The organism is Streptomyces sp. NPDC003035 (assembly GCF_042888285.1).
In the GTDB taxonomy this organism is placed as follows: domain Bacteria; phylum Actinomycetota; class Actinomycetes; order Streptomycetales; family Streptomycetaceae; genus Streptomyces.
Genome location: NZ_JBIAPJ010000005.1, coordinates 597573 through 623114, shown reverse-complemented (window position 1 = coordinate 623114; position 25542 = coordinate 597573). Strand labels below are relative to the sequence as shown.

30 protein-coding genes are annotated in these 25542 nt (G+C 71.2%); 21 read left to right on the top strand and 9 right to left on the bottom strand.

Features of this window, described 5'->3' with window-relative positions; genetic code table 11:
• Nucleotides 1-41: 41 nt before the first annotated feature.
• The 3 genes from ACFYV5_RS19705 to ACFYV5_RS19695 all read right to left on the bottom strand — a co-directional run bounded on the left by ACFYV5_RS19705 (nucleotide 42) and on the right by ACFYV5_RS19695 (nucleotide 2998).
• Nucleotides 42-1043, bottom strand: coding sequence for a S1C family serine protease (locus tag ACFYV5_RS19705; protein WP_389170010.1), 1002 nt, complete (start codon nucleotides 1041-1043; stop codon nucleotides 42-44).
• Nucleotides 1044-1141: 98 nt separating this feature from the next.
• Nucleotides 1142-2167: a LacI family DNA-binding transcriptional regulator gene (locus ACFYV5_RS19700; RefSeq protein WP_355104308.1), complete on the bottom strand. Its 1026-nt coding sequence runs from the start codon at nucleotides 2165-2167 to the stop codon at nucleotides 1142-1144.
• A gap of 24 nt (nucleotides 2168-2191) precedes the next feature.
• Nucleotides 2192-2998, bottom strand: coding sequence for a response regulator transcription factor (locus tag ACFYV5_RS19695; RefSeq protein WP_355104310.1), 807 nt, complete (start codon nucleotides 2996-2998; stop codon nucleotides 2192-2194).
• A 225-nt stretch (nucleotides 2999-3223) separates the two neighbouring features.
• Here ACFYV5_RS19695 and ACFYV5_RS19690 point away from each other — a divergent pair, with 225 nt between their 5' ends.
• The 7 genes from ACFYV5_RS19690 to ACFYV5_RS19660 all read left to right on the top strand — a co-directional run bounded on the left by ACFYV5_RS19690 (nucleotide 3224) and on the right by ACFYV5_RS19660 (nucleotide 7956).
• Nucleotides 3224-4030 carry an alpha/beta hydrolase gene (locus tag ACFYV5_RS19690; RefSeq protein WP_389169850.1) on the top strand — a complete coding sequence of 269 codons (807 nt, stop codon included), beginning with the start codon at nucleotides 3224-3226 and terminating at the stop codon, nucleotides 4028-4030.
• 45 nt (nucleotides 4031-4075) lie between these two features.
• A complete protein-coding gene (locus tag ACFYV5_RS19685) occupies nucleotides 4076-4330 on the top strand; it encodes a MoaD/ThiS family protein (RefSeq protein WP_355104314.1) in 255 nt (84 codons plus the stop codon).
• 10 nt (nucleotides 4331-4340) lie between these two features.
• On the top strand, nucleotides 4341-5411 hold the full coding sequence (locus ACFYV5_RS19680) for a hypothetical protein (protein ID WP_389169847.1): 1071 nt from the start codon (nucleotides 4341-4343) through the stop codon (nucleotides 5409-5411).
• 267 nt (nucleotides 5412-5678) lie between these two features.
• A complete protein-coding gene (locus ACFYV5_RS19675; protein WP_389169844.1) occupies nucleotides 5679-6368 on the top strand; it encodes a DUF2993 domain-containing protein in 690 nt (229 codons plus the stop codon).
• A 183-nt stretch (nucleotides 6369-6551) separates the two neighbouring features.
• Entirely contained in the window at nucleotides 6552-6632 is an 81-nt protein-coding gene (locus ACFYV5_RS19670) for an Ms5788A family Cys-rich leader peptide (RefSeq protein ID WP_352021666.1), read from the top strand.
• Nucleotides 6633-6782: 150 nt separating this feature from the next.
• Nucleotides 6783-7622: a sulfurtransferase gene (locus ACFYV5_RS19665; RefSeq protein WP_355104320.1), complete on the top strand. Its 840-nt coding sequence runs from the start codon at nucleotides 6783-6785 to the stop codon at nucleotides 7620-7622.
• Between the two features lie 46 nt (nucleotides 7623-7668).
• Complete coding sequence (locus ACFYV5_RS19660; protein ID WP_073819964.1) at nucleotides 7669-7956, top strand: DUF1416 domain-containing protein; 288 nt, start codon at nucleotides 7669-7671, stop codon at nucleotides 7954-7956.
• A 196-nt stretch (nucleotides 7957-8152) separates the two neighbouring features.
• Here ACFYV5_RS19660 and ACFYV5_RS19655 read toward each other — a convergent pair whose 3' ends face one another.
• On the bottom strand, nucleotides 8153-9142 hold the full coding sequence (locus ACFYV5_RS19655) for a glycosyltransferase (RefSeq protein WP_355104322.1): 990 nt from the start codon (nucleotides 9140-9142) through the stop codon (nucleotides 8153-8155).
• 112 nt (nucleotides 9143-9254) lie between these two features.
• Between ACFYV5_RS19655 and ACFYV5_RS19650 the strand changes: the two genes are divergently transcribed.
• From ACFYV5_RS19650 to ACFYV5_RS19640, 3 genes are all read left to right on the top strand, one after another.
• Nucleotides 9255-9719, top strand: coding sequence for a GtrA family protein (locus ACFYV5_RS19650; RefSeq protein ID WP_389169839.1), 465 nt, complete (start codon nucleotides 9255-9257; stop codon nucleotides 9717-9719).
• A 184-nt stretch (nucleotides 9720-9903) separates the two neighbouring features.
• On the top strand, nucleotides 9904-11295 hold the full coding sequence (locus tag ACFYV5_RS19645) for a hypothetical protein (RefSeq protein ID WP_389169836.1): 1392 nt from the start codon (nucleotides 9904-9906) through the stop codon (nucleotides 11293-11295).
• A 9-nt stretch (nucleotides 11296-11304) separates the two neighbouring features.
• Nucleotides 11305-11568, top strand: a complete 264-nt coding sequence (locus ACFYV5_RS19640; RefSeq protein WP_355104328.1) for a DUF3099 domain-containing protein — start codon at nucleotides 11305-11307, stop codon at nucleotides 11566-11568.
• Between the two features lie 24 nt (nucleotides 11569-11592).
• Here ACFYV5_RS19640 and ACFYV5_RS19635 read toward each other — a convergent pair whose 3' ends face one another.
• A complete protein-coding gene (locus tag ACFYV5_RS19635; RefSeq protein ID WP_137994334.1) occupies nucleotides 11593-11955 on the bottom strand; it encodes a DsrE family protein in 363 nt (120 codons plus the stop codon).
• Nucleotides 11956-12119: 164 nt separating this feature from the next.
• Here ACFYV5_RS19635 and ACFYV5_RS19630 point away from each other — a divergent pair, with 164 nt between their 5' ends.
• The 6 genes from ACFYV5_RS19630 to ACFYV5_RS19605 all read left to right on the top strand — a co-directional run bounded on the left by ACFYV5_RS19630 (nucleotide 12120) and on the right by ACFYV5_RS19605 (nucleotide 16893).
• Nucleotides 12120-12923, top strand: a complete 804-nt coding sequence (locus ACFYV5_RS19630; RefSeq protein ID WP_389169832.1) for a hypothetical protein — start codon at nucleotides 12120-12122, stop codon at nucleotides 12921-12923.
• Nucleotides 12920-13774: a hypothetical protein gene (locus ACFYV5_RS19625; protein ID WP_389169829.1), complete on the top strand. Its 855-nt coding sequence runs from the start codon at nucleotides 12920-12922 to the stop codon at nucleotides 13772-13774. Before ACFYV5_RS19630 ends, ACFYV5_RS19625 begins: the two co-directional genes overlap by 4 nt.
• A complete protein-coding gene (locus ACFYV5_RS19620) occupies nucleotides 13771-14604 on the top strand; it encodes a hypothetical protein (protein ID WP_389169826.1) in 834 nt (277 codons plus the stop codon). Before ACFYV5_RS19625 ends, ACFYV5_RS19620 begins: the two co-directional genes overlap by 4 nt.
• A 223-nt stretch (nucleotides 14605-14827) precedes the next feature.
• Entirely contained in the window at nucleotides 14828-15400 is a 573-nt protein-coding gene (locus tag ACFYV5_RS19615) for an FABP family protein (protein WP_355104337.1), read from the top strand.
• Nucleotides 15401-15465: 65 nt separating this feature from the next.
• The gene (locus ACFYV5_RS19610) at nucleotides 15466-15903 is read left to right on the top strand and encodes a Fur family transcriptional regulator (RefSeq protein WP_389169822.1); all 438 of its coding nucleotides are present in this window, start codon (nucleotides 15466-15468) and stop codon (nucleotides 15901-15903) included.
• A 9-nt stretch (nucleotides 15904-15912) separates the two neighbouring features.
• Nucleotides 15913-16893: a YgfZ/GcvT domain-containing protein gene (locus ACFYV5_RS19605; RefSeq protein WP_389169820.1), complete on the top strand. Its 981-nt coding sequence runs from the start codon at nucleotides 15913-15915 to the stop codon at nucleotides 16891-16893.
• A gap of 24 nt (nucleotides 16894-16917) precedes the next feature.
• Here the strand turns inward: ACFYV5_RS19605 and dtd are convergent, their stop codons facing one another.
• Nucleotides 16918-17343 carry a D-aminoacyl-tRNA deacylase gene (gene dtd / locus ACFYV5_RS19600; RefSeq protein ID WP_355104343.1) on the bottom strand — a complete coding sequence of 142 codons (426 nt, stop codon included), beginning with the start codon at nucleotides 17341-17343 and terminating at the stop codon, nucleotides 16918-16920.
• A 125-nt stretch (nucleotides 17344-17468) separates the two neighbouring features.
• Here dtd and ACFYV5_RS19595 point away from each other — a divergent pair, with 125 nt between their 5' ends.
• Both ACFYV5_RS19595 and ACFYV5_RS19590 read left to right on the top strand, forming a co-directional pair.
• A complete protein-coding gene (locus tag ACFYV5_RS19595; RefSeq protein ID WP_355104345.1) occupies nucleotides 17469-18074 on the top strand; it encodes an ABC transporter substrate-binding protein in 606 nt (201 codons plus the stop codon).
• 86 nt (nucleotides 18075-18160) lie between these two features.
• Nucleotides 18161-19405, top strand: a complete 1245-nt coding sequence (locus tag ACFYV5_RS19590) for a GNAT family N-acetyltransferase (RefSeq protein WP_389169816.1) — start codon at nucleotides 18161-18163, stop codon at nucleotides 19403-19405.
• Between the two features lie 26 nt (nucleotides 19406-19431).
• On the opposite strand, the gene ACFYV5_RS19585 is transcribed toward ACFYV5_RS19590, so the two are convergent.
• A complete protein-coding gene (locus ACFYV5_RS19585) occupies nucleotides 19432-20187 on the bottom strand; it encodes an ABC transporter permease (protein ID WP_355104349.1) in 756 nt (251 codons plus the stop codon).
• Nucleotides 20180-21115: an ATP-binding cassette domain-containing protein gene (locus ACFYV5_RS19580; RefSeq protein WP_389169812.1), complete on the bottom strand. Its 936-nt coding sequence runs from the start codon at nucleotides 21113-21115 to the stop codon at nucleotides 20180-20182. The genes ACFYV5_RS19585 and ACFYV5_RS19580 overlap by 8 nt, the downstream gene beginning before the upstream one ends.
• A 98-nt stretch (nucleotides 21116-21213) precedes the next feature.
• Between ACFYV5_RS19580 and ACFYV5_RS19575 the strand changes: the two genes are divergently transcribed.
• Genes ACFYV5_RS19575 through ACFYV5_RS19565 form a run of 3 tightly spaced genes read left to right on the top strand, consistent with a single transcriptional unit; the run spans nucleotide 21214 to nucleotide 24638 of the window.
• Complete coding sequence (locus tag ACFYV5_RS19575; RefSeq protein WP_355104353.1) at nucleotides 21214-21981, top strand: TetR/AcrR family transcriptional regulator; 768 nt, start codon at nucleotides 21214-21216, stop codon at nucleotides 21979-21981.
• Nucleotides 21978-22616, top strand: coding sequence for a TetR family transcriptional regulator (locus ACFYV5_RS19570; RefSeq protein WP_389169808.1), 639 nt, complete (start codon nucleotides 21978-21980; stop codon nucleotides 22614-22616). Before ACFYV5_RS19575 ends, ACFYV5_RS19570 begins: the two co-directional genes overlap by 4 nt.
• 48 nt (nucleotides 22617-22664) lie before the next feature.
• On the top strand, nucleotides 22665-24638 hold the full coding sequence (locus tag ACFYV5_RS19565; RefSeq protein ID WP_355104357.1) for an AAA family ATPase: 1974 nt from the start codon (nucleotides 22665-22667) through the stop codon (nucleotides 24636-24638).
• Here the strand turns inward: ACFYV5_RS19565 and ACFYV5_RS19560 are convergent.
• The gene (locus ACFYV5_RS19560; RefSeq protein ID WP_389169806.1) at nucleotides 24626-25492 is read right to left on the bottom strand and encodes a LysR family transcriptional regulator; all 867 of its coding nucleotides are present in this window, start codon (nucleotides 25490-25492) and stop codon (nucleotides 24626-24628) included. The two genes, ACFYV5_RS19565 and ACFYV5_RS19560, sit on opposite strands and share 13 nt — an antisense overlap.
• Nucleotides 25493-25542 lie beyond the last annotated feature (50 nt).

Here is a 25542-nt window from a genome sequence, read left to right as displayed (position 1 = left end):
GCGCGACAAGGTGGAGACGACCGAGCCGACAAGCTCGTCGTTCACGGCCGAGAAGTTGACTTGCCGTCACCGGACCGCAGATCGTCCAGATCGGCCTTGAGCGTGTTGACGGGGATGGCGAATCCGAGACCGACGCTGCCGGCCGAAGAACCGTTCGACGCGCTCGGCGCGTACATGGCCGAATTGATCCCGATGATCTCGCCGTTCATATTGATCAGCGCGCCGCCGGAATTCCCGGGGTTGAGCGAGGCGTCCGTCTGGATCGCCTTGTACGTGGTCTTCGACGAGCCGGTGTCACCGTTGAACTGCTGCCCGCCGAATTCGAAGGGCCAGCCCTGGCGCGGGTCGTACTGCTGCTGCTGCTGTCGCTGGTCCTGGCCGTCGTCCTTGGCCACGGTCACATCGCGGTCGAGCGCGGAGACGATGCCGCTGGTGACCGTGCCGGTCAGACCCTCGGGGGAGCCGATCGCGACGACCTGGTCCCCGACCTTGACGCTGTCGGAGTTCCCGAGCGTGGCCGCCTTCAGCCCGGACGCGCCCTGGAGCTTGATCAGCGCCAGGTCCCTGTCGGGGTCCGTGCCGACGACCTTCGCCTCGTACGTCTTCCCGTCGGACAGCCGCACGCCGATCGAGGAGGCGCCCGAGATCACGTGGTTGTTGGTGACGATCTCGCCGTCGGCCGTGATGATCACGCCGGAGCCGGTGGACTTGCCGGACGTCGAGCTCGCGGAGATCTCCACGATCGAGGGGGAGACGGCCTCGGCGACACCCGAGACTGTGCCCTTGCTGCTCGCGGAGACGGTCGTCCCGCTCACGCCGGACGCGCCCGTGGTGCCGTCCGCGGTGAGCTGCTGGACCAGCGTCGCGCTGCCGCCGCCGACGGCCGCCGCGGCGATCGCCACCGCCGCCATCAGCCCGACGCCCCGCTTGGCCCGCCGGTGGGGGAGAGGGGCCGCGTGGGCGGGACCGGGTGCCGTGGGGTCGTACGGCGGCTGCGGCGGGTAGTACGGCTGCTGCTGCGGCTGCTGCTGGTAGTCCCTCATGTCCGTCATGGAGACGACTCTGGGAGCCGTACATGAGAGCTTCCTGAGGACGGCCTGAGAAGCCCGACAGAACCCTGTATGCCCGATATAAAGGCGGGTCAGCCCTGGCAGCCACAAGAGCGGCGGACGACCAGGGCCGAGGGGAACTGCTTCACCCGCTCGCGCTTCGATCCCGCCACCCGCAGCGAGTCGTCCAGGACGAGGTCCACCGCCGCCCGGGCCATCGCCGGCCGGTCCGAGGAGATCGTCGTGAGCGGCGGGTCCGTGAGGGCCGCCTCCTTCACGTCGTCGAAGCCCGCCACCGCCAGCTCGGTCGGCACGTCGATGCGCAGCTCGCGCGCCGCGCGCAGCACACCGAAGGCCTGGTCGTCGGTGGAGCAGAAGATGGCCGGCGGCCGGTCCGGGCCGGAGAGGATCTTCAGGGCGACCTGGTACGCGTCGTAGCGGTTGTACGGGGCCTGGAACAGCCGGCCCTCGATGGAGAGGCCGGCCTCCAGCATCGCGCGCCGCCAGCCCTCCTCGTGGTCCGCGACCGGGTCGCCGACCGCCGGGGTGTTCGGGACGCCGCCGAGGCACGCCACGTACGGGTGCCCGTGCTCCAGGAGGTGCCGGGTGGCGAGCTGGGCGCCGCCGATGTCGTCGGTGACCACCGCGACGTCGTCCAGCGCCTCGGGCCGCTCGTGCAGCAGCACGACCCGGGCGTCCCAGGCCTCGATCTCGCTCGCGGCCCGCTCGCTCATGCCCTGGCTGACCAGGATCAGACCGGAGACCCGCATCCCGAGGAAGGCGCGGAGGTAGTGGACCTCCCGCTCGTCGCGGTAGTCCGAATTGCCGACCAGGACCATCTTCCCGCGCTCGGCGGCGGCCTGTTCGACGGCGTGCGCCATCTCCGCGAAGAACGGCTGGCGCGCGTCCGGGACGATCATGCCTATGAGGTCCGTCCGGCGCGACGCCATCGCCTGGGCCACCCGGTCGGGCCGGTACCCCAGCTCCTTGATGGCGGCGAGGACACGCTCGCGCGTGGCCGGGGCAACCGGCCGGGGTCCGTTGTTGATGACGTAACTCACCACAGCGGTCGAAGTACCCGCCAGTCGCGCTACGTCATCCCGCGTCACCTTGGCCACGCGCGGCAGTCTACGCGGGGTGACCTACCTACCGGCAGGTCGCACTGTGGCATCCACCACGTTCACGTCGCCCATCGGAGTGACATCCCGGTCCGCCTCCTTGACCCGGGCGGTGCGCGCCTCCTCCTTGGCACGCGCCTCCTCGGCGGCCCGCTCGACCTTCTCCGGGGTCACGAAGCGGTAGCCGACGTTGCGGACGGTGCCGATCAGCGACTCGTGCTCGGGGCCGAGCTTGGCCCGCAGGCGCCGTACGTGGACATCCACCGTACGGGTGCCTCCGAAGTAGTCGTACCCCCACACCTCCTGGAGGAGCTGGGCGCGGGTGAAGACCCGGCCCGGGTGCTGCGCGAGGTACTTCAGGAGCTCGAACTCCTTGAACGTCAGGTCAAGCACCCGGCCCTTGAGCTTGGCGCTGTAGGTCGCCTCGTCCACGGAGAGATCGCCGTTGCGGATCTCCATCGGGGAGTCGTCGGAGACGATCTGCTGGCGGCCCATCGCGAGCCGCAGCCGGGCCTCGACCTCGGCCGGACCGGCGGTGTCGAGGAGGACGTCGTCGATGCCCCAGTCGGCGGTGACGGCCGCGAGACCGCCCTCCGTGACGACGAGGATCAGCGGACAGCCCGGTCCGGTGGAGCGGAGCAGCTGGCAGAGGCTGCGCACCTGCGGGAGGTCGCGGCGGCCGTCGATCAGGATGACGTCGGCGCCGGGGGTGTCCACGAGCGCCGGGCCCTCGGCCGGGGCCACCCGCACGTTGTGCAGCAGCAGGCCGAGTGCCGGAAGCACCTCGGTCGACGGCTGGAGGGCGTTGGTCAGGAGCAACAGTGAGCTCATCGCGCCCCACCTGCCTGGGTCGTCGGTCGGTCGTGCTTCGTTCGCTCGTCCATGACGTCGGTTCCTCCTCGGTCCCTGCGAGGACTACGGCACTGCTTCGTACGCGTCACTGCTGGCTCTCGCGCCCTGAGAGCTTTTGTTCATCCGTCCGTAACAACGGTCGGAAAACGCAAAAGGACCCGGGGGCTGCGTTGCCCGGATCCTCTGCCTAGGAGAATAGCCCACATGACTTCCGAGGCAGAGGGTCGATTTCACATCGTGGATGTTTCCTCGCTCACGTTCCGACACCAGCGTGCCACTTTGCGGACGGATGACGGTGTCCGTATCGAGGCTGTTTACGAACCCTGTACGGCGGGCGTCACCGATACGGTGATCGTCCTCGCCCATGGTTTCACCGGCTCGGCCGACCGGCCCGCCGTCCGCCGGGCGGCCAAGACCCTCGCCCGCCACGCGGCCGTCGTCACCTTCTCCTTCCGCGGTCACGGCCGGTCCGGCGGCCGCTCCACGGTCGGCGACCGGGAGGTCCTCGATCTCACGGCCGCGGTGCGCTGGGCCCGGAAACTGGGCCACACGCGCGTGGCGACCGTCGGCTTCTCCATGGGCGGTTCGGTCGTCCTGCGCCACGCGGCCCTGGAACGGGACACGGGCGGGCACACCGACGCGGTCGCCGCGGTCAGCGCGCCGGCCCGTTGGTACTACCGGGGCACATCCTCGATGCGGCGGGTCCACTGGGTGATCACCCACCCGATGGGCCGGCTGGTCGGCCGTTACGGACTCCGGACGCGGATCCACGACCAGGACTGGGATCCCGTACCGCTGTCACCCGTGGAGGCGGTTCCGCTGATCGCGCCGACCCCGCTGCTGATCGTGCACGGCGACCGCGATCCGTACTTCCCCGTCGACCATCCGCGGATGCTGGCGGCGGCGGCCGGGGAGGGCGAGCTGTGGCTGGAGCGCGGCATGGGGCACGCCGAGAACGCCGCGGGCGACGAGCTGCTCGCCCGACTGGGGGACTGGCTCACGCGCCGATAGCTCATGATGGACAGCGGCGCGCACACGAACGAAGGGAGTGCCGCTATGGCAGCGGGAACCATCCGCTACTGGGCCGCGGCCAAGGCCGCCGCCGGAGTCGCCGAGGAGCCGTACACCGCCGAGACCCTGGCCGAGGCGCTGGAGACGGCCCGCGAGAAGCACCCGGGCGAGCTCGTCCGTGTACTCCAGCGGTGTTCTTTCCTCATCGACGGTGACCCCGTCGGGACCCGCGCGCATGAGACCGTACGGCTTGCCGAGGGCGGCACGGTCGAGGTGCTCCCGCCGTTCGCAGGAGGGTGAACCCCACAGCATGAGCAGCGATCAGCAGCAGCCGTACGATCCGGGTCACGACCCGTACGCGGGACAGCGCCAGTACGGGTATCAGGACCAGGACCCCTACGTCACGCAGACGTGGGAGGGGCAGACCTGGGACACCCAGTACCAGCCCACGGTCCAGCCTTCGCCGACGCCGCAACCGGCCCCGCAAGCGATGGCGTACGACACCGCGTACCTGCCGCCCCAGTCGGCGTACCCGCTGCCGCCCGAGACGCCCGTCGCCCCCGCCCCTGAGGAGCCGGCCGCCGCGCCCGCGTACTCCGCCCCCACCACGGTCGGCAACGCCCGGGTCACCGACGCCCAGCGCGCCAGGGCCGAGGGACGCTCGCCGGTCATCGAGCCGGGGATGCAGCCGGCCGCCCTCACCGCGGGCCTCGGCGTCCTGCTCGCCGCCGGGGCGGCCGTCGGGCCGTACGGACTGCTCGTGCCGCTCGTCCTGCTCCAGGTGGTCACCGCCGCCGGCTGGTTCCGCCTCAACGGCATGTGGCCGGCCCGGCAGGGCATCGCGCTCGCCTTCGCCGGCGGCCTGACCGCCGACGTCGCCCTGCTCGCCGCGGGCCGCGAGCACGCCCCCGCCGCCATCATGGGCACCCTCGGCGTCTGGGTGCTGCTCACGCTCGTCCTCCAGCTGCGCAGCCACGCCGACCCGGACGAGCGCATGTACGGCCTGATGGCGACCGTCGCCTCCGCGGCGCTGACCATCGTGGCCACCGGGCACCTCGGTGCCGCCCCGGACGCCGTGGTCGTCGGCGGGGTCGCCGTCGCCGCCGCCGTTCTCGCCCGGGCGCTTCCGCTGCCGGGTCCGGCCTCCGTCGTCGTGGCGCTCCTCGCCGCCGCGGGCGCCGGCATCGCGGCTGGCGGGTTCACCGACCTGGGCACCTCCGGCGCGCTGCTGGGCCTCGGGGCCGGGGTGTGCGCGCTGGTCGGGCTGCGGGCCGCGAGCTACGACTACCCCTCCCGCTTCGTCCACATGACCGCCGGGGTCGCGCTGCCGCTGACCGCCGCGGCCCCCGCCGTCTATCTGCTGGGCCGCGCGCTCGCCTAGGTCGTGTCCGGAAAGTATCGCCTGGTCCGCGGCGTCCGGCACGCCCGCTCGCTGCGTTGGCCAAAAGCCCAAGTAGCTCCGCTACGAGGGCTTCCGGCCGCCTTGCGATCGCACGCACCGGACGCCGCGGACCCCGCCCTTCGGGCGGACGGCGCTACTTTCCGGACACTCCCTAGCGCTCCCCGCCCGCCCGTGGGAACCATCCGGGCCCCCGACACGTCGATCTTGGTGTCGGGGGCCGGAGACTTATCTGGGGGCGGACAGGCCATGCGAGCACTGCGCGTACTGCTGATCGTGGCCGTACTGCTCGGGGGGATCCTCGTCGGTGTGGACCGGATCGCGGCCGCCTACGCGGAGTCGGAGGCCGCCGACCGGGTCCGGCTCGGTCCCGCGCGAGCGGCTTCGACGGACGTCGACATCAAGGGCTTCCCCTTCCTGACCCAGCTCATGGACCGGCGCTTCGACGAGGTCGACGTGGTGCTGACCGGCGTCGAGGCCACGGCCGGCGGCCGGAAGATCCGCATCGGCGAGATGACCGCGGCGCTCCACGACGTGACGCTGAACGAGGACCGGACGAGCGCACGCGCGGGCACCGTCAGCGGGACCGCGCTGATCTCGTACGCGGACCTCGCCGCGGCCTCCGAGCGCGAGGTGAAGGTCGCCTACGGCGGCGACGGCAAGGTGAAGGTCACGGGCGGGGTCGAGATCCTGGGCCGTACGGTCACCCGCAGCGTCGTCTCGACGGTGACGCTGATCGACGGGAACACGATCCGGGTGCGGGCCGACCGGGTGCCCGGGGGCGGCATTCCCGGCCTGGAGGACCTCGTCCGGCAGCGCACGGACTTCGACCGGCAGATCGGCGGACTGCCGGACGGGATGAAGCTGGAGAAGGTGGAGGCCCGCGAGGACGGTGTGGCCATCTCCGTGAGCGGCAGGAACATCGCGCTGACGGGCTGATCCGCCCTGCGGCCACATGGTGAGACGCCCCCGTCCGATCCGTAGAAGCCTATCCAGGACACCCTCTCCCCAGCCGGGCCAGGACCTCCTCCCGGGTGATCACGTCCCACATCTCGGACGATCGCGTCTCAAAATACGACACACCGGTGACACGGCCGCCTGTCCGTCCCTACGATCGTGGGCATGAAGCGACAGGCGGAACTCACGAAGCGGCGGGCAGTAGACCTGTGCCGCGTCGCCGCCATGCTCTGTCGCTCCGTCTGAGCGGGACGCCCGACTCCCGTATTCCTCAGGCCCTTCGACGATCCGTCGGGGCCGCCCGTGTAGCCCGTACGCACCTCGTTCCCCGCGATGACGCGTACCCGCACCACCCTGCGCAACACCGCCGAACACTGCCCCGGAGGAGAAACGAACATGAGCCGCAGCGACGTCCTGGTAGACGCCGACTGGGTCGAGGCGAACCTCGACAACCCGCAGGTCGCGATCGTCGAGGTCGACGAGGACACCTCGGCGTACGAGAAGAACCACATCCGCAACGCGATCCGGATCGACTGGACCAAGGACCTGCAGGACCCGGTCCGCCGCGACTTCATCGACCAGGAGGGCTTCGAGAAGCTCCTCTCGGCGAAGGGCATCGCGAACGACACGACGGTCGTCCTCTACGGCGGCAACAACAACTGGTTCGCCTCCTACGCCTACTGGTACTTCAAGCTCTACGGCCACCAGGACGTGAAGCTCCTCGACGGCGGCCGCAAGAAGTGGGAGCTCGACTCCCGCGACCTCGTCGCCGAAGTCCCGACCCGCCCGGCCACGTCCTACAAGGCGCAGCCGCAGAACACCGCGATCCGCGCGTTCCGCGACGACGTCGTCAAGGCGATCAACACCGAGAACCTCGTCGACGTCCGCTCGCCCGACGAGTTCTCCGGCAAGCTGCTCGCCCCGGCCCACCTCCCGCAGGAGCAGTCGCAGCGCCCCGGCCACGTGCCGAGCGCCCGCAACATCCCGTGGTCGAAGAACGCCAACGACGACGGCACCTTCAAGTCGGACGACGAGCTCAAGGCCCTCTACGAGGACGAGCAGGTCGACCTGGCGAAGGACACCATCGCCTACTGCCGCATCGGTGAGCGCTCCGCGCTGACCTGGTTCGTGCTGCACGAGCTGCTCGGCGTCGAGAACGTCAAGAACTACGACGGCTCGTGGACCGAGTACGGCTCCCTCGTCGGCGTGCCGATCGAGCTCGGCGCCAACAAGTAATTCTCCGGACCCCTCCCCGGACCTCCCGACCGTAAGGACAGAAGACATGTGTGGTGCGCAGCCCGGCGGCCCCGACGCCTCGACGATCAAGCCCGGTGAGACCACCATCCAGGGCTTCGTGACCAAGGACGGCCAGCCCGTCACCGGTTACGTCCGCCTCCTGGACTCGACCGGCGAGTTCACCGCGGAGGTCCCGACCTCCGCCACCGGCCAGTTCCGCTTCTACGCGGCCGAGGGCACCTGGACGGTCCGCGCCCTGGTCCCGGGCGGCACCGCCGACCGCCAGGTCGTGGCGCAGCAGGGTGGTCTCGCGGAGGTCGCCATCGCCGTCTGACGGCACCGTTGAACCGGCCGAAGGGCCGTGCCTCCTGGGGGGTTGGACGCCTATTCCAGGACTCGAGGCACGGCCCTTCGGTCTGTCCTGTCCGACCGGGGACGCGCCCCGCCCGGACGCGGAACGAAGAAGGCCCCCACCGGGTACGCCCGGCGGGGGCCTTCTCGTGCTGGGGCCCGCGGACGGGCCACCGGTGTCACGACCGGGCCAGCGACTCCTTCTTCTGCTGGACCTTGGCCTCATCGGCTTCGAGGCCCTGCGGGGAGCGGCTCGGGGCCGGGTAGGCAAGGTGGGCGAGGCGCGACTGCTCCTGGCGCAGGTGCATGAACGACTCGAGGATGTACCCCACCAGCAGCACGAGCACCGCGATGGTCATGATCGCCGCGGCGAGCATGGCCGTCGGGAAGCGCGGCACCGTGCCCGTGTTCACGTAGTCGACGATGACCGGCGTGCCGAGGCCGAGGGAGACCAGGGCGAGCAGGCCCGCGACCACGCTGTGGAAGAGCGAGGGCCGCTGGCGGCGGGCCAGGCCGAGGATCATCTTGAGGATGCGCCAGCCGTCCCGGTAGGTGCGCAGCTTGCTCTCGCTGCCGGCCGGACGGTCCTTGAAGTCGACGGGAAGCTCCGCCGTGGGCAGCCGCAGGTTCAGCGCGTGGACTGTCATCTCGGTCTCGGTCTCGAACTCGTGCGACAGCGCCGGGAAGGACTTGATGTAGCGCCGCGAGAAGACGCGGTAGCCGCTCAGCATGTCCGTGACGTCGTTGCCGAAGAGCGTACGGACCGCACCCGTGAGCATCTTGTTGCCGACCGCGTGACCCGGACGGTAGGCGCCCTCGACCGTCTCGCGACGGGCACCGACGACGTGGTCGTAGGGGCCCTCGAAGAGCAGGTCGACCATCTCGCGCGCGCGCGACGCGTCGTAGGTGTCGTCGCCGTCGATGATGAGCAGCGCGTCCGCGTCGACATCGGCGAAGGCACGGCGGATGACGTTGCCCTTGCCCTTGCGCCGCTCGTGCCGCACCGTCGCGCCGGCCTCCAGCGCGACCTCCACCGTGCGGTCGGTCGACGCGTTGTCGTAGACGTATATCTCGGCCTCGGGAAGCGCCGCACGCAGGTCGCGGACCACCTTGCCGATGGCCGCCTCCTCGTTGTAGCAGGGGACGACGCAGGCGATCGTGGGTCTCATCTCTAGGTCCTTCGGCTTGTCGTACACCCATGACGCGAGCGGGGCGTCTCGATACGACGAGTGGGCATGGTGCGGAGACGGGTGAGAATACCCTGCGGTTACTCTCTTTTTCATGTCCGATCAAGTCTCCCTGCGCCTCCGTCTGCGTGACGTCATCCGTGGTCTCTGGCGGGAGGTGGCGAAGTTCGGTGTCGTCGGGGCTCTCGCCTTCGTCGTGGACGCCGGCGGCTACAACCTTCTGGTCTTCGGCCTGCCTGGGACGATCGACGGGCCCATGGCATCCCTGCCGGTCCTGGCGTCGGTGGTGGCCACGGCGGCGGCGATGGTGGTCAGCTGGGCGGGCAACCGGCACTGGACCTATCGCGACCAACGCTCGGAGACGACACCGCGCGAGGTCGTCGTGTTCGTGCTGGTAAATCTTGCCGGGATCGTTATCACGGCCGCCCCGGTCTTCGTCTCCAGGGAGCTGGGCTTCGACTCGGCTCTGACCGACAACGTCACGCGTCTCTTCGGCTGGGCGGTGGCCACGCTCGTCCGCTTCGTCGTCTACCGGCGTTACGTCTTCCAGGCCGCGTAGAAGCGGTCCTGACCAGGCCCACCCGATGCGCGTTCGGTGGGTGAAGCGTGTCGACCTTGTGCTGTTAGGCTCCGACCCCATGAGACCTGAGCGACCCGTGCGACCGATCTCGCGGATGTGGTCAAATCTGTCAGATCGTCGGCTCTGGCCCTGGGTTCTCGCCGCCATCGCCGTGTTCTGCGGCGTGGGAACGGCCCTCCTCTTCTCTCCCGGCTTCCTGAGCCTGGACAGCTCCGACCAGCTGCAGCAGGCGCTGGGCAAGCAGCCCATGACCGACTGGCACCCGCCCGTGATGGCGCTGCTGTGGCGTGGGCTCATCGAGGTGACCGGCCGCCCCGGAGCCCTGGCCGCCCTGCAGTCCGCCGTCCTGTGGGCGGCGCTGTGGACGATCGCCTGGCGGGTCTGGGCCCGCACCGGCAAGCGGGTGGGCTCCCTCGCGGTCCTCGCGATCGGTCTCGCCCCGTTCGTCATCAACTTCACCGGGGTGGTGTGGAAGGACGTCCAGATGGCGTTCGTCCTCCTTGCCGCCTGCGCGGTCGCCTTCGTCGCCCGCGACCTGCCGGCCGACCGCACCCGTACGCGCTGGGCACTGCTGGTCCTCGGCGTGCTCTTCATCGCCTACGCCCTGCTGGTCCGCAAGAACGCGGTGCTGGCCGGCATCCCGGTCTTCTACCTGCTCGTGCGCTCCCTGTGGCCCGCCACCGGACGGCGCCGGTGGCTGATCTCGGCCGGTGCCCTGATCGCCGCGTTCGCCGTGGCGAGCGGGACCGTCTCCGCCGTGGCGAAGCCGACGGAGACCCGCCAGTTCTCGCAGATCCTGCTGGACGACCTGGTGCACGTCCTGACCGTGGACGAGGTGCGGGTGGCGGCCGGAAAGGCGGCGACCACGCCGGACTTCCAGCAGGCCATGGTCGTCACGGCCGAGCGGTGCCTGCCGGAGAAGAACCTGTCCGACGCCTACTGGCGGTGCTACCCGCGCGACCGCGCGGCCGGCCTGGCCGACCTGGGCAGGCACGCGGACGAGCTGACCTCGATGTGGATCAGCGAGATCCCGGGCCGACTGCCCCAGTACGCCGAGTACCGCCTGCAGGTCTTCTCGAAGGTGCTGTTCCAGGGCCGGTACACGTTCCAGAACGGCAGCCTGGACAACATCCCCGGGATCGGCGAACCGGACGAGCGCCGCACGGCGATCCTCCGCTACTACGTCGTCGGCATGGGCCAGGACCTGCCGATCCTCTTCGCGGGCTGGTTCTGGCTGGCCGTCGGCCTCACGCTGACGTTCCGGCCGGGCCGCGGGCAGTACGCGATGCCGATCCGCGTCCTGGGGATCAGCGCGGTGGCGTACTTCGCCGGCTACCTGCCGACGGTGCCCGCCGGCGACTTCCGGTACTTCTACTGGCCCGCGATCGCCGGCACGCTCAGCGTCCTGCTGTTCTGGCTGGGGCGGACCAAGGCGGCGCGCGCCGGCGGCAAGGACACGGCCGCGGCGGGGACCGGCGCCGGGACCGACACCGAGCAGGGTGCGTCGCGCGGTGCGGCTCCGGCCGATCTGACCGGGGTCGACGTCCGGTCGTAATCTGAGGGTATGTACGCGCGTCGGCGCCGCACCTACTTCTGGATGATGGGCATCTGCCTGGTGCTCTTCGTCGGGGCGTGGGCCGTCGTGCGGCTGTTCTCGATGCCCGTCGCCATCGGGATGTGCGTGGTCGCCATGCTCATCCCGCCGGTCGCCGCGATGATCGCGAATCGGCGGGGTCCCGAGGACCGCTGGTGGGACGACCCGTCCGGGGACCCGCAGTCCGACGAGTGGTGGGACGAGCTCGACGGCAAGAAGCGCCGGGAGTCCTGACCGCGAGTCCTGGCAGGGCCCGACTCAGTAGACGAGCGCCTGGGTGCCGTCCGTCATGGCCTCCTGGACGAAGACCTGCGCACCGGCGATCCGTACGCCCTCCAGGACGTCCTTCTCCGTGATCTCGCGCCGGGCCGCGCACTGCGTGCAGAGCGTGATCCGCCCGGCCGCCAGGATCGAGTCGATCAGGTCCGGCAGCGGCGCGGCGTGCGGCAGCTCGAACTCGGCCGCACGGCCCGGGAGCGCGAACCACGACGACTCGCCCGTCAGCCAGAGCGAGACCTCGACCCCACTGGCCACCGCGACCGCGGCCACCGTGAAGGCCTGCGAGCAGCGTTCGGGGGCGTCGGCCCCGGCGGTCACCTTGATCACGAGCTTCTTCGCCATATACCGAACTGTAATGCGGGCCACTGCAACCCCTTGCACCACTCGGGGGTCAGTTGGGTGCGCGGGTTACGGAATCTGCGCTTCAGGTCTCGTGGGGGGACCCTTTGGAAGCCATAGAAACTACGGAAAACACCGGAAACGCCCCGGTCACGGGGCTGGACCCGGTGACGCAGCCGGACTCGGTGACGCAGCCGGAGTCGGCGCCGGTCACGGAGCCTGCGTCCGCGCCGGTGCCGGACGCCGAGCCGCCGCGCCGCCGCCGGACCGGCCGTACCGTCGCGCTGATCGCCGTCGCCGCCGTCCTCGGCCTCGTCGGCGGTACGGCGGTGGGGTACGGCATCCAGGCCGAACGCGAGCCGACACCGCTCGCCGCGCTGAACCAGCCGGACCTCGCCTACCCGAAGCCGCTCCCGAGGGGCCAGAACCCGGCGCCGCTCACGGCCGCCGAGGACCGCAAGGTCAAGACGGACGGCGATCTGCGCAAGCTGCTGCTGCCCAGGCCCGCGGGGACGAAGAAGTCCGAGTTCTCGGACGCCGACGGCTGGATGACGCTGCGCGAGTACGCCTCTGGCTTCAGGAGCCCCGAGTGGGCCCTGGAGGACCAGCTCGAGAACAAGCTGCGACGGATCGCCGCCACGTCCTGGCAGAAGGGCGAGTTCCGGACCACGGAGATCCGGCTCGTCCAGTACCGCGCCGGCGATTCCCTCGGGGCACGGGACCATGCCGAGGGGCAGATCGAGGCGACCGCGGAGATGGCGGAGAACGACGGCGAACCGATCAAGGGATCGGCCGACGGGCGCGTCTTCGTCCTGCCCGTGCACAAGGAGGCCGGGTACGTCGACGTCTACGAGGCCCGGGCGTACTTCCACCGCGGCGACATCATGGTCACGGTTTACATCATCGACACCAAGAAGATCTCCGTGAAGGAGATCAGTTCGGTGGCCGAGCAGCAGCTGGGGCGCCTGTGAGCGAGGACCTGAACACCGTGACCGAGCCGCACAACGTCATGGCCCCGCCCGTGGACGTGCCCGCGAGTGAGCCGAAGAAGAAGACCGGCCGCGGGCGCAAGCTGCTGACGGTCGTGCTGCCCGCCGTGCTCGTGCTCGGGGCGATCGGTGGTGGCGTCACGTATACGGGCGTCACCGTCAGCTCCGCGGACCGCACCGCCCCGACGACCGTGTGGGAGCAGCCGGACCTGGGGGCGATGCCCAAGGACCCGGCGCTCGACGTCGCTCGCGGCCGCTCGTCGACGCCGCTCAGCAAGCTGTTGCTGCCGGTCCCGTCCGCGTACGAGCTCGGTCCCGACATCGAGTCGTACGGGAACGACGGCGAGCTGGGCGCGAAGGAGGCGGCCGCGCTGCTGAAGCAGCAGGGCAAGGGGCTCTCCGGCAAGAAGCGCCGTGACTACGAGAAGCGGGTCGAGCGGCTCGGCGTGCAGGGGATCGCGGTCCGCTCCTTCGCCTGGCCGGAGCAGGGCCTGCTGGTCGACGTGCACATCACGCGGATGAAGGACAAGAAGCGCATCCGCGAGATGTTCGAGCTCCGCGAGGACCTCTCCGGCCTGCTGGAGTTGCCCGCGGGGCCGAAGATCGGCGGACACAGGAACTCCGCCTGCTTCATGATTCCGCAGGACGAGGACGACGGCATGGACAAGGAGGAGAAGGAGGCGCAGCTGGACGGGATGGTCTGTGCGGCGTACGACTCCGATGTCTTCGTCTCGGTCACCGCCGTGGGCGTCAAGCCGTTCCAGAAGTCCGCGGTGGCGGAGCTGGTGAAGAAGCAGCTGGACCACATCAAGTCCCCGGGGGAGTACGTATGACCGAGCAGACGGAGACAGCGACGGAGACGGCGATCCCGCCCCTCCCGGTGGAGGAGCCGCCCGTCCCGCCCGTCGCGAAGTCCTCGCGGCGCGTGCTGTGGGCCGTCGCCCGCTGGACCGCCGCCGTGCTCGTGTGCGGCGGGCTCGGTGCCGGGACCGCGTTCGGGATCACCTCCATGGAGCGCACCGACGTGCCCGGTCTCGCGACCGAGAGCGACGGCCGCTGGGAGTACCCGAAGCTCAGCCTTCCGGCCCTCCCGGCCGACGCCCCGCGTCCCTTCACCGAGGGCAACGTGGGCGAGATCCACCACGCCGACCTGCGCAAACTCCTGCTGCCCGCCCCTGCGGGCGCCACGCCCGACCCGAAGCTGAACGGCGGCTGGGCCACCGTGGACCAGTACCTGGCCGAGTACCGGCCGGAAGACCGCACCGAGTTGAAGGACGCGCTGACCGAGTCCGCGCTGCGGCACATCGCGTCCCGCGGCTGGACCATGCCGGACGGCACGACGACCCGGATCCACCTGCTCCGGTTCAACTCGGTGGCCTTCGCCGAGGCGTACAAGGACGACGCCGTACGGGCCGGCTCGGTCGACGGCCCGCTCCTCGGGGTCGAGGGCATCAAGATGGAGAGCGAGTTCGCGAGCATGGTGCGGGTGCCGTACACCGCCCTCTACACCTTCGTGGAGGCGCCGCAGAACGCCGACCAGACCCGCTGGGCCTACATCCAGGCGGGCGACACCCTCGCGCTGGTCACCCAGACCCGGAAGGGCGAGGCGCTGAAGGTCCCCTTCCAGCAGACCGTCACCCTGCAGAACCAGCTTCTGGGCTGATCGGGCAGGACGCACCTCACAGCGCGGGGCCGGACCCCAGCCCAGTAAGCTGGGGTCCGGCCCGTTCTGCCTTCACCGCTCATTCGAGGAGCACCTGTGATCATCTTCTTCGAAGCCCTGCTGGCTCTGGTCTGCGTGGCCGTGCTCGCGTTCACCGTTCTGGCCGTGAAGAAGCTGTACCAGGGCCAGCGCTAATCACCTCTACAGATCGACAGAGCTGCTCATGATCGAGATCCCGTCCGACCTCAACCCGGACCTCGTCCCCCTCGCGTTCCTCCTCGGAACGTGGGAAGGCGCGGGCGTGGCCGACTTCCCCGGTGCCGAGAAGTGCAACTTCGGCCAGTCCGTGACGTTCAGCCACGACGGCCGTGACTTCATCGAGTACCGCTCGCACTCGTGGGTCCTGGACAACGACGGCAACCAGATCCGTCCGCTGGAGAGCGAGAGCGGCTACTGGCGGATCGACAAGGACCGCAAGGTCGAGACCGTCATGGTCCGCGACCAGGGCATCGTGGAGATCTGGTACGGCGAGCTCGCCGACAAGAAGCCGCAGATCGACCTGGTGACGGACGCCGTGGCCCGCACCGCGGCCTCCGGCCCGTACAGCGGTGGCAAGCGGCTCTACGGCTACGTCAAGGGCGACCTGATGTGGGTGGGCGAGAAGGCCACCCCGGAGGTCCCGCTCCGGCCGTACATGTCGGCGCACCTGAGGAAGGTCGTGACGCCGGAGGAGGTCGCGGAGATGGCACGCGGCCTCGGCGACCTGCCGGACGACGGCATCGCGTTCTTCAAGTAGGCCCGCGAAGACAAGTAAGCCCGCGAAACCCTCGGCTTCTCGCCACGCCCTCCTACACTGGGGGCGTGGTGAGCACCGACTGGAAGAGCGACCTGCGGCAGCGCGGCTACCGGCTGACGCCTCAGCGCCAGCTTGTCCTGGAGGCGGTGGACGCGCTCGAACACGCGACCCCCGACGACATCCTCGGTGAGGTCCGCAAGACCGCCTCCGGTGTGAACATCTCCACCGTGTACCGGACCCTGGAGCTCCTGGAGGAGCTCGGTCTCGTCTCCCACGCCCATCTGGGCCACGGGGCGCCGACGTACCACCTCGCCGATCGGCACCACCACCTCCACCTGGTCTGCCGGGACTGTACGAACGTCATCGAGGCGGATGTCGACATCGCGTCCGAGTTCACCGGGAAGCTGCGCGAGACCTTCGGCTTCGAGACGGACATGAAGCATTTCGCGATCTTCGGCCGGTGTCAGGACTGCTCCCGCAAGGCGTCCGCCGCCGGGTCGTAGGCTTGGCGCATGCAGCGACATTCACCGATCAGCCCTCTGCTGTCCCTCCCGGGTGCCGTCCCCGCCGAAGGCGCTGACGAAGGCGTCGCCGCGCACTACGGCGATCTCTTCCGTGAGCAGCGCACCCTCGCCGCGGGGAACGGTTTCGTCGACCTCTCGCACCGCGGGGTCGTCACCGTCTCCGGGGACGACCGGCTGAGCTGGCTCCACCTGCTGCTCACCCAGCACGTCAGCGAGCTTCCGGCCGGCCGGGCGACCGAGGCGCTGATCCTCTCCGCCAACGGCCACATCGAGCACGCGCTCTATCTCGTCGACGACGGCGAGACGGTCTGGGCGCACGTCGAGCCCGGCACGCGCGAGGAGCTCCTCGCCTATCTCGAGTCGATGAAGTTCTTCTACCGGGTCGAGGTCGCCGACCGTACGGACGACTTCGGCGTCGTCCACCTGCCGGCCGGCTCCATCGCCGAGGTGCCCGAGGGCGTGGTCGTACGGGAGACCCCGCACGGACGCGATCTGTTCCTGCCCCGCGCCGACCTGGAGTCCTTCGCGGCCTCGCACGGGCCGGCCGCGGGGATCCTCGCGTACGAGGCGCTGCGGATCGAGACCCACCGGCCGCGGCTCGGCTTCGAGACCGATCACCGGACCATCCCGCACGAGCTGGGCTGGATCGGCAGCGCGGTGCATCTGCAGAAGGGCTGCTACCGGGGACAGGAGACCGTCGCCCGCGTCCACAACCTGGGGAAGCCGCCGCGGCGGCTGGTCTTCCTGCACCTGGACGGCAGCGAGGTCCATCTGCCGGGCCACGGCACCCCGATCCGGCTCGCGGCGGACGGTGCCGATGGCCGGCAGCTCGGCTTCATCACCACCTCGGCCCGCCACCACGAGCTGGGCCCGATCGCACTGGCGATGGTGAAGCGGAACGTGCCGGTGGACGCGGAGCTGATCGCCGGTGACACGGCCGCCGCGCAGGAGACCGTCGTCGAGCCGTAGCCCGGAGCCGTAGCTCCTCCGGACTCAGACCTCGATCAGGACCGTGAACGGGCCGTGATTCGTGAGTGAGACACGCATGCTCGCTCCGAACCGGCCCGTCTCCACGCGCGCGCCCAGCGCCCGCAGTTGGGCCACCACCTCGTCCACGAGGGGTTCGGCGACGGGGCCGGGCGCGGCGGCGTTCCAGGTGGGCCTGCGGCCCTTGCGCGCGTCCCCGTAGAGGGTGAACTGAGAAATCACCAACAAGGGCGCATTCACGTCCGAACAGGATTTCTCTCCCTCCAGAATCCGGACGGACCACAGCTTTCTGGCGAGCTGAGCCGCCTTCTCCGGCGTGTCCTCGTGGGTCACTCCCACCAGTACGCACAGCCCCTCGCCGACGATCTCGCCGACCGTCTCGCCTGCGACGACGACGCTCGCGCCGTCGACCCTCTGCACCACTGCTCGCATACGGACCAACCTACAGACCGACGCATCTGGGGCCGAACGGGTGCAGAGCGCCTGCATACGCACTGCGGGAGTGGCACCATGCCTGGAGGCGGTGCGGCTCCGCACCGGTCGAGGGGACGAATCACATGAGTGCACCTGGTGCTGGGCAGTCGCCGTCCGGTCCCGTATCGCTGACGCGCGTCGGCGCGACCGTACGTCCGGCCGTACGTCCACCCCTGCAGCGGACGGCTGCCCCCACGCTGCCGGAACGGCCACAGCCCGACCTCGCCGCCCTGCGGCTGCCGGAGCTGCGCGCTCTGCGCCGTGACGCCCAGGGGGACGAGGCCGACCTCAGTTACGTACGGCGGATGCTGCAGGGCCGGATCGACATCCTGCGGGCCGAGCTGGCCCGGCGTACGGATCCGGAGACGCCGGTCCTGGACCGGCTCTCGGAGATCCTGGCGGACGCGCCCTCGCGGCTGCGGACCTCGGCGCGGCACGTGACGCTGTCGACGCCCCGGAGCGAGGAGTACCGGCGGCTCGCGGCGGAGATGCTGTCGGAGGTCGAGCTGTCGGACCTCGGCGCGCGGACGGACGACGAGCTGCACACCGCGATGGGGCGGCTCGCGGGGTACGAGCAGCAGGTCTCGCGGCTGCGGCAGCGGTTGCAGCGGACGGCCGACGACTGCAGCGCGGAGATCGCCCGCCGCTACCGCGAGGGCGAGGCACAGGTGGACGATCTGCTCACCTGACGGGCGGAACCGGACGCCCCGAGGACCCCGGGGAACCGGCCGAAACTCGGGTGCGAGGTGCGCCGAGCCCGGCTTAGCCTCGGAGGATGAGTCTTGAGGTGCGTGCTGTCGTCGAGTCCGAGTACGCCGACTGGCTCCGGGCCATCAACACCGGCTTCCTCCGGCCACCGGTCGTGTCGGACGAGGAGGTCGCCGACCGGCTTCCCCACACCGATCTCTCTCGTGTGCTGGGTGTCTTCGACGGCGGGCGGGTCGTCGCCACCTTCCGCTCGTTCACGCAGGAGCTGAGCGCGGTCGGCGGCGGCTCGCTCGTCGCCGACGCCGTCAGCGGCGTCACCGTCTCCGCGACCCATCGCCGGCAGGGGCTGCTCAGCCGGATGATGGCGCACGATCTCGCCGCCGCGAAGGAGCGGGGCGACGCCGTCGCCACGCTCATCGCCGCCGAGTACCCGATCTACGGCCGGTTCGGCTTCGGCCCGGCGACCTGGACGACCGAGTGGACCGTGGACGTCCGCCGCGCCGGTCTTGACCCGCGCCGTACCGGGCGGCCGGAGGACGGCGGGCGGGTCGATCTCACCGACGGCGAGGAGATCCGGAAGATCGGTCCCGAGCTGCACCGCCGGCTCGCCGCGATCCGGCCCGGCATCGTCGGGCGGGACGCGCGCGGCTGGGACGTCGGCACCGGCCGTGCCTTCCAGAGCACCCCGTGGACCGAGCCGTTCTACGTCGTCCACCGCGACGAGGCGGACCAGCCCCAGGGCTTCGCCGCCTACACCTGCGACGACAGGTGGGAGGACGGCAAGCAGCCCCTCAACACGGCCAAGGTGAAGGACCTGATCGCGGTCACGCCGGCGGCGGAGCGGGCCCTGTGGCATTTCCTGTGCTCGATCGACTGGGTCACGACGGTCAAGTCCGGCTACCGCGCGCCGGACGACCTCCTTCCCCTGCTGCTGCCCGACCCGCGCGCCGCCCGCGTCACGACCCAGGCCGACATGCTCTGGGTGCGGGTCCTCGATGTCGCCAAGGTCCTGGAGGGCCGTACGTACGGAGCATCCGGCACCCTCGTCCTCGATCTGCGGGACGCCGCCGGTCTGGCGGGCGGCCGCTACCGCCTCGACGCCTCCTCGGAGGGCGCCACCTGCGTGCCGTCCACCGCCTCGGCCGATCTCGCCCTCGACATCGCCGAGTTGGGCACGCTCTCGCTCGGTGACGAGTCGGTGGTACGGCTGGCCGCGCTCGGCCGGGTCGTGGAGCTCGTGCCGGGGGCCGCCGCCCGCGCGGACGCCCTGCTGCGGACCTCGCGCCGGCCCTGGTGCCCCGACATCTTCTGAGCCGGGCGGTCAGCGGGTGGTCCGGGTCACGCGGTGCGGCGGCGGAAGAGCGCACCGGACGCGGCCACCGCGAGCGCGAGCAGTGCGGCGCACCAACCGAGCGCGATCCATGGGGTGGTGCCGACCGGCTGGTCCAGGAGCAGCCCGCGCAGTGACTCGATGACGGGGGTGACCGGCTGGTGCTCGGCGAAGCCGTGCAGCCAGCCGGGCATGGTCTCGATCGGGACGAACGCGCTGCTCGGGTAGGGCAGGAACATCATGAAGAAGGTGACTCCGCCCGCCGCCTCGGGAGTGCGGGTGAGCAGTCCGACGGCCGCGGCCAGCCAGGAGATCGCCGTGATGTAGGCGAGAAGCAGTCCGATGGCGGCGAGCCAGCCGAGCGGGGTGGCCGAGGGGCGGAAGCCGATGAGGAAGGCGACGCCGAGGACGAGCGCGGTGGCGATGAGGTTGCGGGCCGCGCTGGCGGCGACATGGCCGGCGAGGATCGGCGTGCCGCCGATGTCGAGCGAGCGGAACCGGTCGATGATGCCGCCCTTCATGTCCTCGCTGACGGCCACGGCGGTGCCGGCCGCGCCGAAGCCGGAGCACAGGATCAGGACGCCGGGGACGACGTACGTGACGTACCGGGTGCCGGTGTCGATGGCTCCGCCGAAGAAGTAGACGAAGACCAGCATCAGCATGATCGGCAGCATCATCGAGGTGATGACGGCGTCGATGTTGCGGCGGCTGATGCGGATGCCCCGGCCGGTCAGCGTGCCGGTCACGGTGAGGACGTCAGACATGGGCGGGCTCCCGGTCGGTGAGGGCGAGGAAGACGTCGTCGAGCGTCGCCGTGTGGAGCGAGAAGCGGACGATGTCCGTGCGGTCCGGGTCGAGCGTGTCGAGCAGGGTCCGGACGTGGGCGGCGCTGCCGTCGGTGGGGATGCCGAGGGTGAGTGACTCGGGGGAGTGGTGGCTCGCCCGGTCCGTGAGCCGGAGATAGGTCTCGCGGTCGCGCAGGACGAGGTCGAGGCGGTGGCCGGCGACGCGTGACTTGAGCGTGTCCGCGCTGCCCTCGGCGACGATCCGGCCGGCGTCCATGACGGCGATGCGGTCGGCGAGCCGGTCGGCCTCCTCCAGGTACTGGGTGGTGAGGAAGACGGTGATGCCGCTGTCGGAGAGGTCGCGGACCGCCTGCCAGAGCTCCTGGCGGCTGCGCGGGTCGAGGCCGGTGGTCGGTTCGTCGAGGAAGATCACCGCGGTGTCGTCGGGGTCGCGGACGAGGCCGGCCGCGAGGTCGAGGCGGCGCCGCATCCCTCCGGAGTACGTCCGGGCGAGGCGCCCGGCGGCCGCGGCGAGGCCGAAGCGCTCCAGGAGTTCGGTGGCGCGCCGGTCGGCGGCGGCGCGGGAGAGGCCCGAGAGGCGGGCCATCATGCGCAGGTTCTCGGCGCCGGTCTGGGTCTCGTCGACGGCGGCGAACTGGCCGGTGAGGCTGATCGCGCGGCGCACACGGGAGCGTTCGGTGGCGATGTCGTGGCCGGCCACGCGCGCGTGGCCGGCGTCCGGTGCGGTGAGGGTGGCGAGGATGCGGACGGTGGTGGTCTTGCCGGCGCCGTTGGGGCCGAGCAGGGCGAAGACGGTGCCCTGCTCGACGTGGAGGTCGAGGGAGTCGAGGACGGTGAGGTCTCCGTAGGCCTTGCGCAGGCCGGTGGCGTGGATGGCGGTGGGCATGGAAGTCCCCCTGAGATCTACTGCGTATGCCATACGCGTTACTGTGTAAGGGTTACGCATTACTAGGATGGCGTCAAGCGAAGAAGGGGCGGCTTGTGATGGCGGACGGCAAGGGCGAGGGCGGTGGGGGCTTCCTGCCCGCGAGTGTCGAGGCCGCCTGGGGGCTGCGCGAGCGCCCGTCCAAGGGCCCCAAGCCCGGGCTCACCCTCGACCGGATCGTGGAGAAGGCCGTCGGCATCGCCTCGGTGGAGGGGCTCGACGCGGTCTCCATGGGGCGGATCGCCAAGGAGCTCGGCGTCTCGACCATGTCCCTCTATCGCTACGTGGGCGCCAAGAGTGAGCTGTACGTCCTGATGCAGGACCTGGCGATGGGTCCGCCCCCCGCCGATCTCGCGGCGGGCCCCGACTGGCGCGCGGGGATCGAGGAGTGGGCCTGGGCCGCCCGCGAGGGCTACCACCGCAACCTCTGGATGCTCCGCATCCCGCTCTCCGGCCCGCCCGCCACGCCGAACACGGTCGCCTGGTGGGAGCGGGCGATGGTGGCCCTGGAGGGCACCGGCCTCGACGAGGGCGCCAAGGTCTCGGTCCTCATGCTGATCGGCGGGTTCGTCCGCAACGAGGCGCTGATGATGGCCGACCTCGGCGCCGTCATCGGCGCCAGCGGGCAGAGCCCCTCGGAGGTGCTTTCGCGGTACGGCCACACCCTGCGGCGCCTCGCGGATCCGGCCCGCTATCCGGCGGTGGCGCGGATGCTGGACTCGGGTGTGATGGAGCAGGCGGACGAGCCGGACTACGAGTTCCGCTTCGGCCTGGAGCGGATCCTCGACGGGATCGCGCTGCTGGTGGAGAAGGAGGGCGGCAGGTGAGCGGGCTCCGGGAGCGGAAGAAGGAGCGGACGCGGCGGGCCATCTCGGACGCCGCCGTCGCCCTCTTCCTGGAGAAGGGCTTCGACGCCGTCTCGGTCGCCGAGGTCGCGGACGCCGCCGAGGTCTCCAAGCCGACGCTGTTCCGCTATTTCCCGGCCAAGGAGGACCTGGCGCTCCACCGGTTCGCGGACCACGAGGACGAGGCCGCGCGGGTGGTGGCCGGGCGGGGCGAGGGGGTGTCGCCGCTCGACGCCCTGCGGGCGCACGTCCTCGCCGGCCTGGAACGGCGCGAGCCGGTCACCGGGCTCTGCGACGACGCGGACGTGCTGGCCTTCCAGCGCCTGCTGTACGGGACTCCGGCGCTGGTCGCGCGGCTGTACGCGTACCAGAGCCGGTCGGAGGCGGCCCTCGCGCAGGCGCTGGGCGGTGCGTCGATGGCCGGCGGGGCGGTGGGCGGTGTCTCGCTGGAGGCGCGGCTCGCGGCCGGTCAGATCGTGGCCGTCCTGCGGATCCTGGCGGAGGAGAACGGGCGCCGGATCGCGGCGGGGGAGAGTGCGGCTGACGTGTACCCGGAGGCGGTGGCGGCGGCCGAGGGCGCGTTCCGGGCTCTGCGGGAAGGGCTTCCCTTCTCGTAACCCGATAACGAATGTGACTGAGTAACGTTATGCGTCTATCCTGGGCGCATGACGTCTCTCGACCGTGCACTCCTCAGCGAACGGAACCACCACGACGCCTGCCGCGCGGCCCTCGTCCGCATGGCCGAGGACGTCGCCGACCAGGTCGTCATCGGCGAGGACGTCGCCGCCTCGGGCGCCGACGCCGAGGTGCTCGGCCACCACCTGCGTACCCGCGCCAAGGAGTTCGGCGAGCAGCCGCCCGGCCCCCTCTTCTTCGGCCGCCTCGACCGAGAGGACGGCCAGACCCACCACATCGGCCGCCGCCGGATCGCCGAGCACCCGGCCGCCCCGCCCCTCGTCGTCGACTGGCGCGCCCCCGTCTCCCGCGCCTACTACCAGGCCGGCGCCCACGACCCGCAGGGCGTGATCCGGCGCCGCCGGTTCGGCTGGGCCCCGAACAGCCGGGGCGACTCGGCCGACCTGACCGGCCTGGAGGACGAGCACCTCGCGACCGGCCACGAGACCGTCAGCGCCATCGTCGCCGGGGAGATCGAGCGCCCCAGGATCGGCCCGATGCGGGACATCGCCGCCACCATCCAGCCCGAACAGGACGACCTCGTACGGTCCGGTCCTGCCACCTCCCTGTGCGTGCAGGGCGCCCCGGGGACCGGCAAGACCGCCGTGGGGCTGCACCGGGCCGCGTACCTCCTCTACACCCACCCGCAGCGACTCCGCCGCTCCGGCCTCCTCGTCCTCGGCCCCCACCGCACCTTCCTGACGTACATCTCCGAGGTCCTGCCCGCGCTCGGAGAGACCGGGATCCGCCAGGCCACCCTCGACGAGGAGATCGCACGTCACCCGGCGCGCGCGGTGGACGGCGAGGCGGCGGCGCGGGTCAAGCACGACGTACGGATGGCCGAGGTGCTGCGCCGCGCCCTGTACGCGCGCGTGGCGGTGCCCGAGGGCGAACTGGCCGTCACCGACGGCTCCTACCGGCTGCGCCTCGCGCCGGAGGAACTCGCGGAGATCGTCACGGCGGTACGGGAGGAGGCGCCGCCCTACGCCACCGGCCGGGAACGGGTCCGGGCCCGGGTCGTGCGCGCCCTCCAGCTCACGGCGGAACGACGGGCCGGGCCCCTGGGCAACGCCTGGGTGCGGAGGGTCGAGCGAGCGCGGCCGGTCTCGGCGTTCGTGGACGCCTGCTGGCCGCGGACGACGCCCGAGGAGGTGCTCGCCGCCCTGCTCACCGACCCGCGCGACCCGCTGCTCACCCCCGAGGAGCGGGCGGCGATCCGGTGGGCGAAGCCGCCGCGTTCCTTCCGCTCGGCGCGGTGGAGCGCCGCCGACCTCGTCCTGCTCGACGAGCTGGCCGGGCTGATCGAACGCCCGGAGGGCTACGGCCATGTCGTCGTCGACGAGGCCCAGGACCTGTCGCCGATGCAGTGCCGGGCCATCGCCCGTCGCGCCGGCTTCGGCGCGCTGACCGTGCTCGGCGACCTGGCCCAGGGGACCACCCCGTGGGCGGCGCGCGACTGGCGCGAGCAACTGGCCCATCTCGGCAAGCCGGAGGCGGAGATCGTGCCGCTGACCACCGGCTACCGGGTCCCGGCGGCGATCGTGGACCTCGCCAACCGGCTGCTGCCGCACCTGGGGGCGGGCGTGCCGGCGGGCAGGTCGCTGCGCGCGGACGGGGAGGTGACGGTCGCCCGGGTCGCGGACGTGGTGGCGGGTGTCGTGGCGGCGGTCCGTGCGGCGCCGGCGAAGGAGGGCTCGGTGGGCGTGATCGCGGCCGGGGAGCACGTCGGCCCGCTGGCGCGGGCGCTGGCCGCGTGCGCGGGGGAGCGGCTGACGGTCCTTCCGGCGACGGAGGCGAAGGGGCTGGAGTACGACCATGTCGTCGTCGCCGAGCCCGCCGCGATCGTGGCCGCCGAGGAACGCGGACTGCACCGGCTGTACGTCGTCCTCACCCGGGCCGTCTCCCGGCTGGACGTCGTCCACAGCGAGCCGCTGCCCGACTGCCTTGCCGTTCAGGCTTCCTGAAGGGCGGTCAGCAGGTCCCGTACGGCGGGCAGGGCGAGCGAGGAATCCCGTACCGCCGCATGGATCGAACGGACCGGCTCCGGGCCGCGGACCGCGCGGACGACGACGTTCGGGTGCCGGCTGCCCAGGCCCATCAAGGGGATCAGGCTGATGCCGAGCCCGGCCGCGACGAAGCCCTGGGCGGTGGCGTACTCCTCGCACTCCACCGCGAGGTCCGGGGTGAACCCGGCCGCCGCGCACGCCTCCAGGACGGCGTCCAGGCAGGGCCCGGGGCGCTCACTGCCCACCCATGGCTCGTCGGCGAGCTCGGCGAGGTCGATGACCCGGCGGTCGGCGAGCCGGTGGCCCTTGGGGAGGACGGCGCGGTACGGGTCGTCGACGAGATGGACCAGGCTCGTGCCGTCGCCGGGCGCTCCCCGGGGCCGTACGACGAGGGTGAGGTCGGCCTCCACATCGGGCGTCGCGCCCTCGGCGATCCTCAGGTCGACCCGTACGCCGGGGTGTTCGGCGCGGAACCGGGCCAGGGCGGGGGCGACGAGATCGGCGCCCGCGGTGGCGAAGTAGCGGACGGTCACCTGCCCGGTGCGTCCGGCCCGCAGATCCGCGAGGGCGGTCTCGGCCTCGGCGACCTGGCGGCCGATCACGGCGGCGTGCTCGGTGAGCAGCCGCCCTGCGGCGGTCGGACGCACGCCCCGGCCGAAGCGTTCGAGCAGGGCGATGCCGGCCTCCTTCTCCAGGACGGCGATCTGCTGGCTCACGGCGGAGGGGGTGTAGCCGAGGTTCGCCGCGGCGGCGGTGACGGAGCCGCTGGTGACGACGGCCCGGAGCACCTGCAGACGTCTCACATCGAGCATGTAGCAGAGCTTAACGCGGGATGCATGATTCTTCGCTTGTCCTGTCAGGT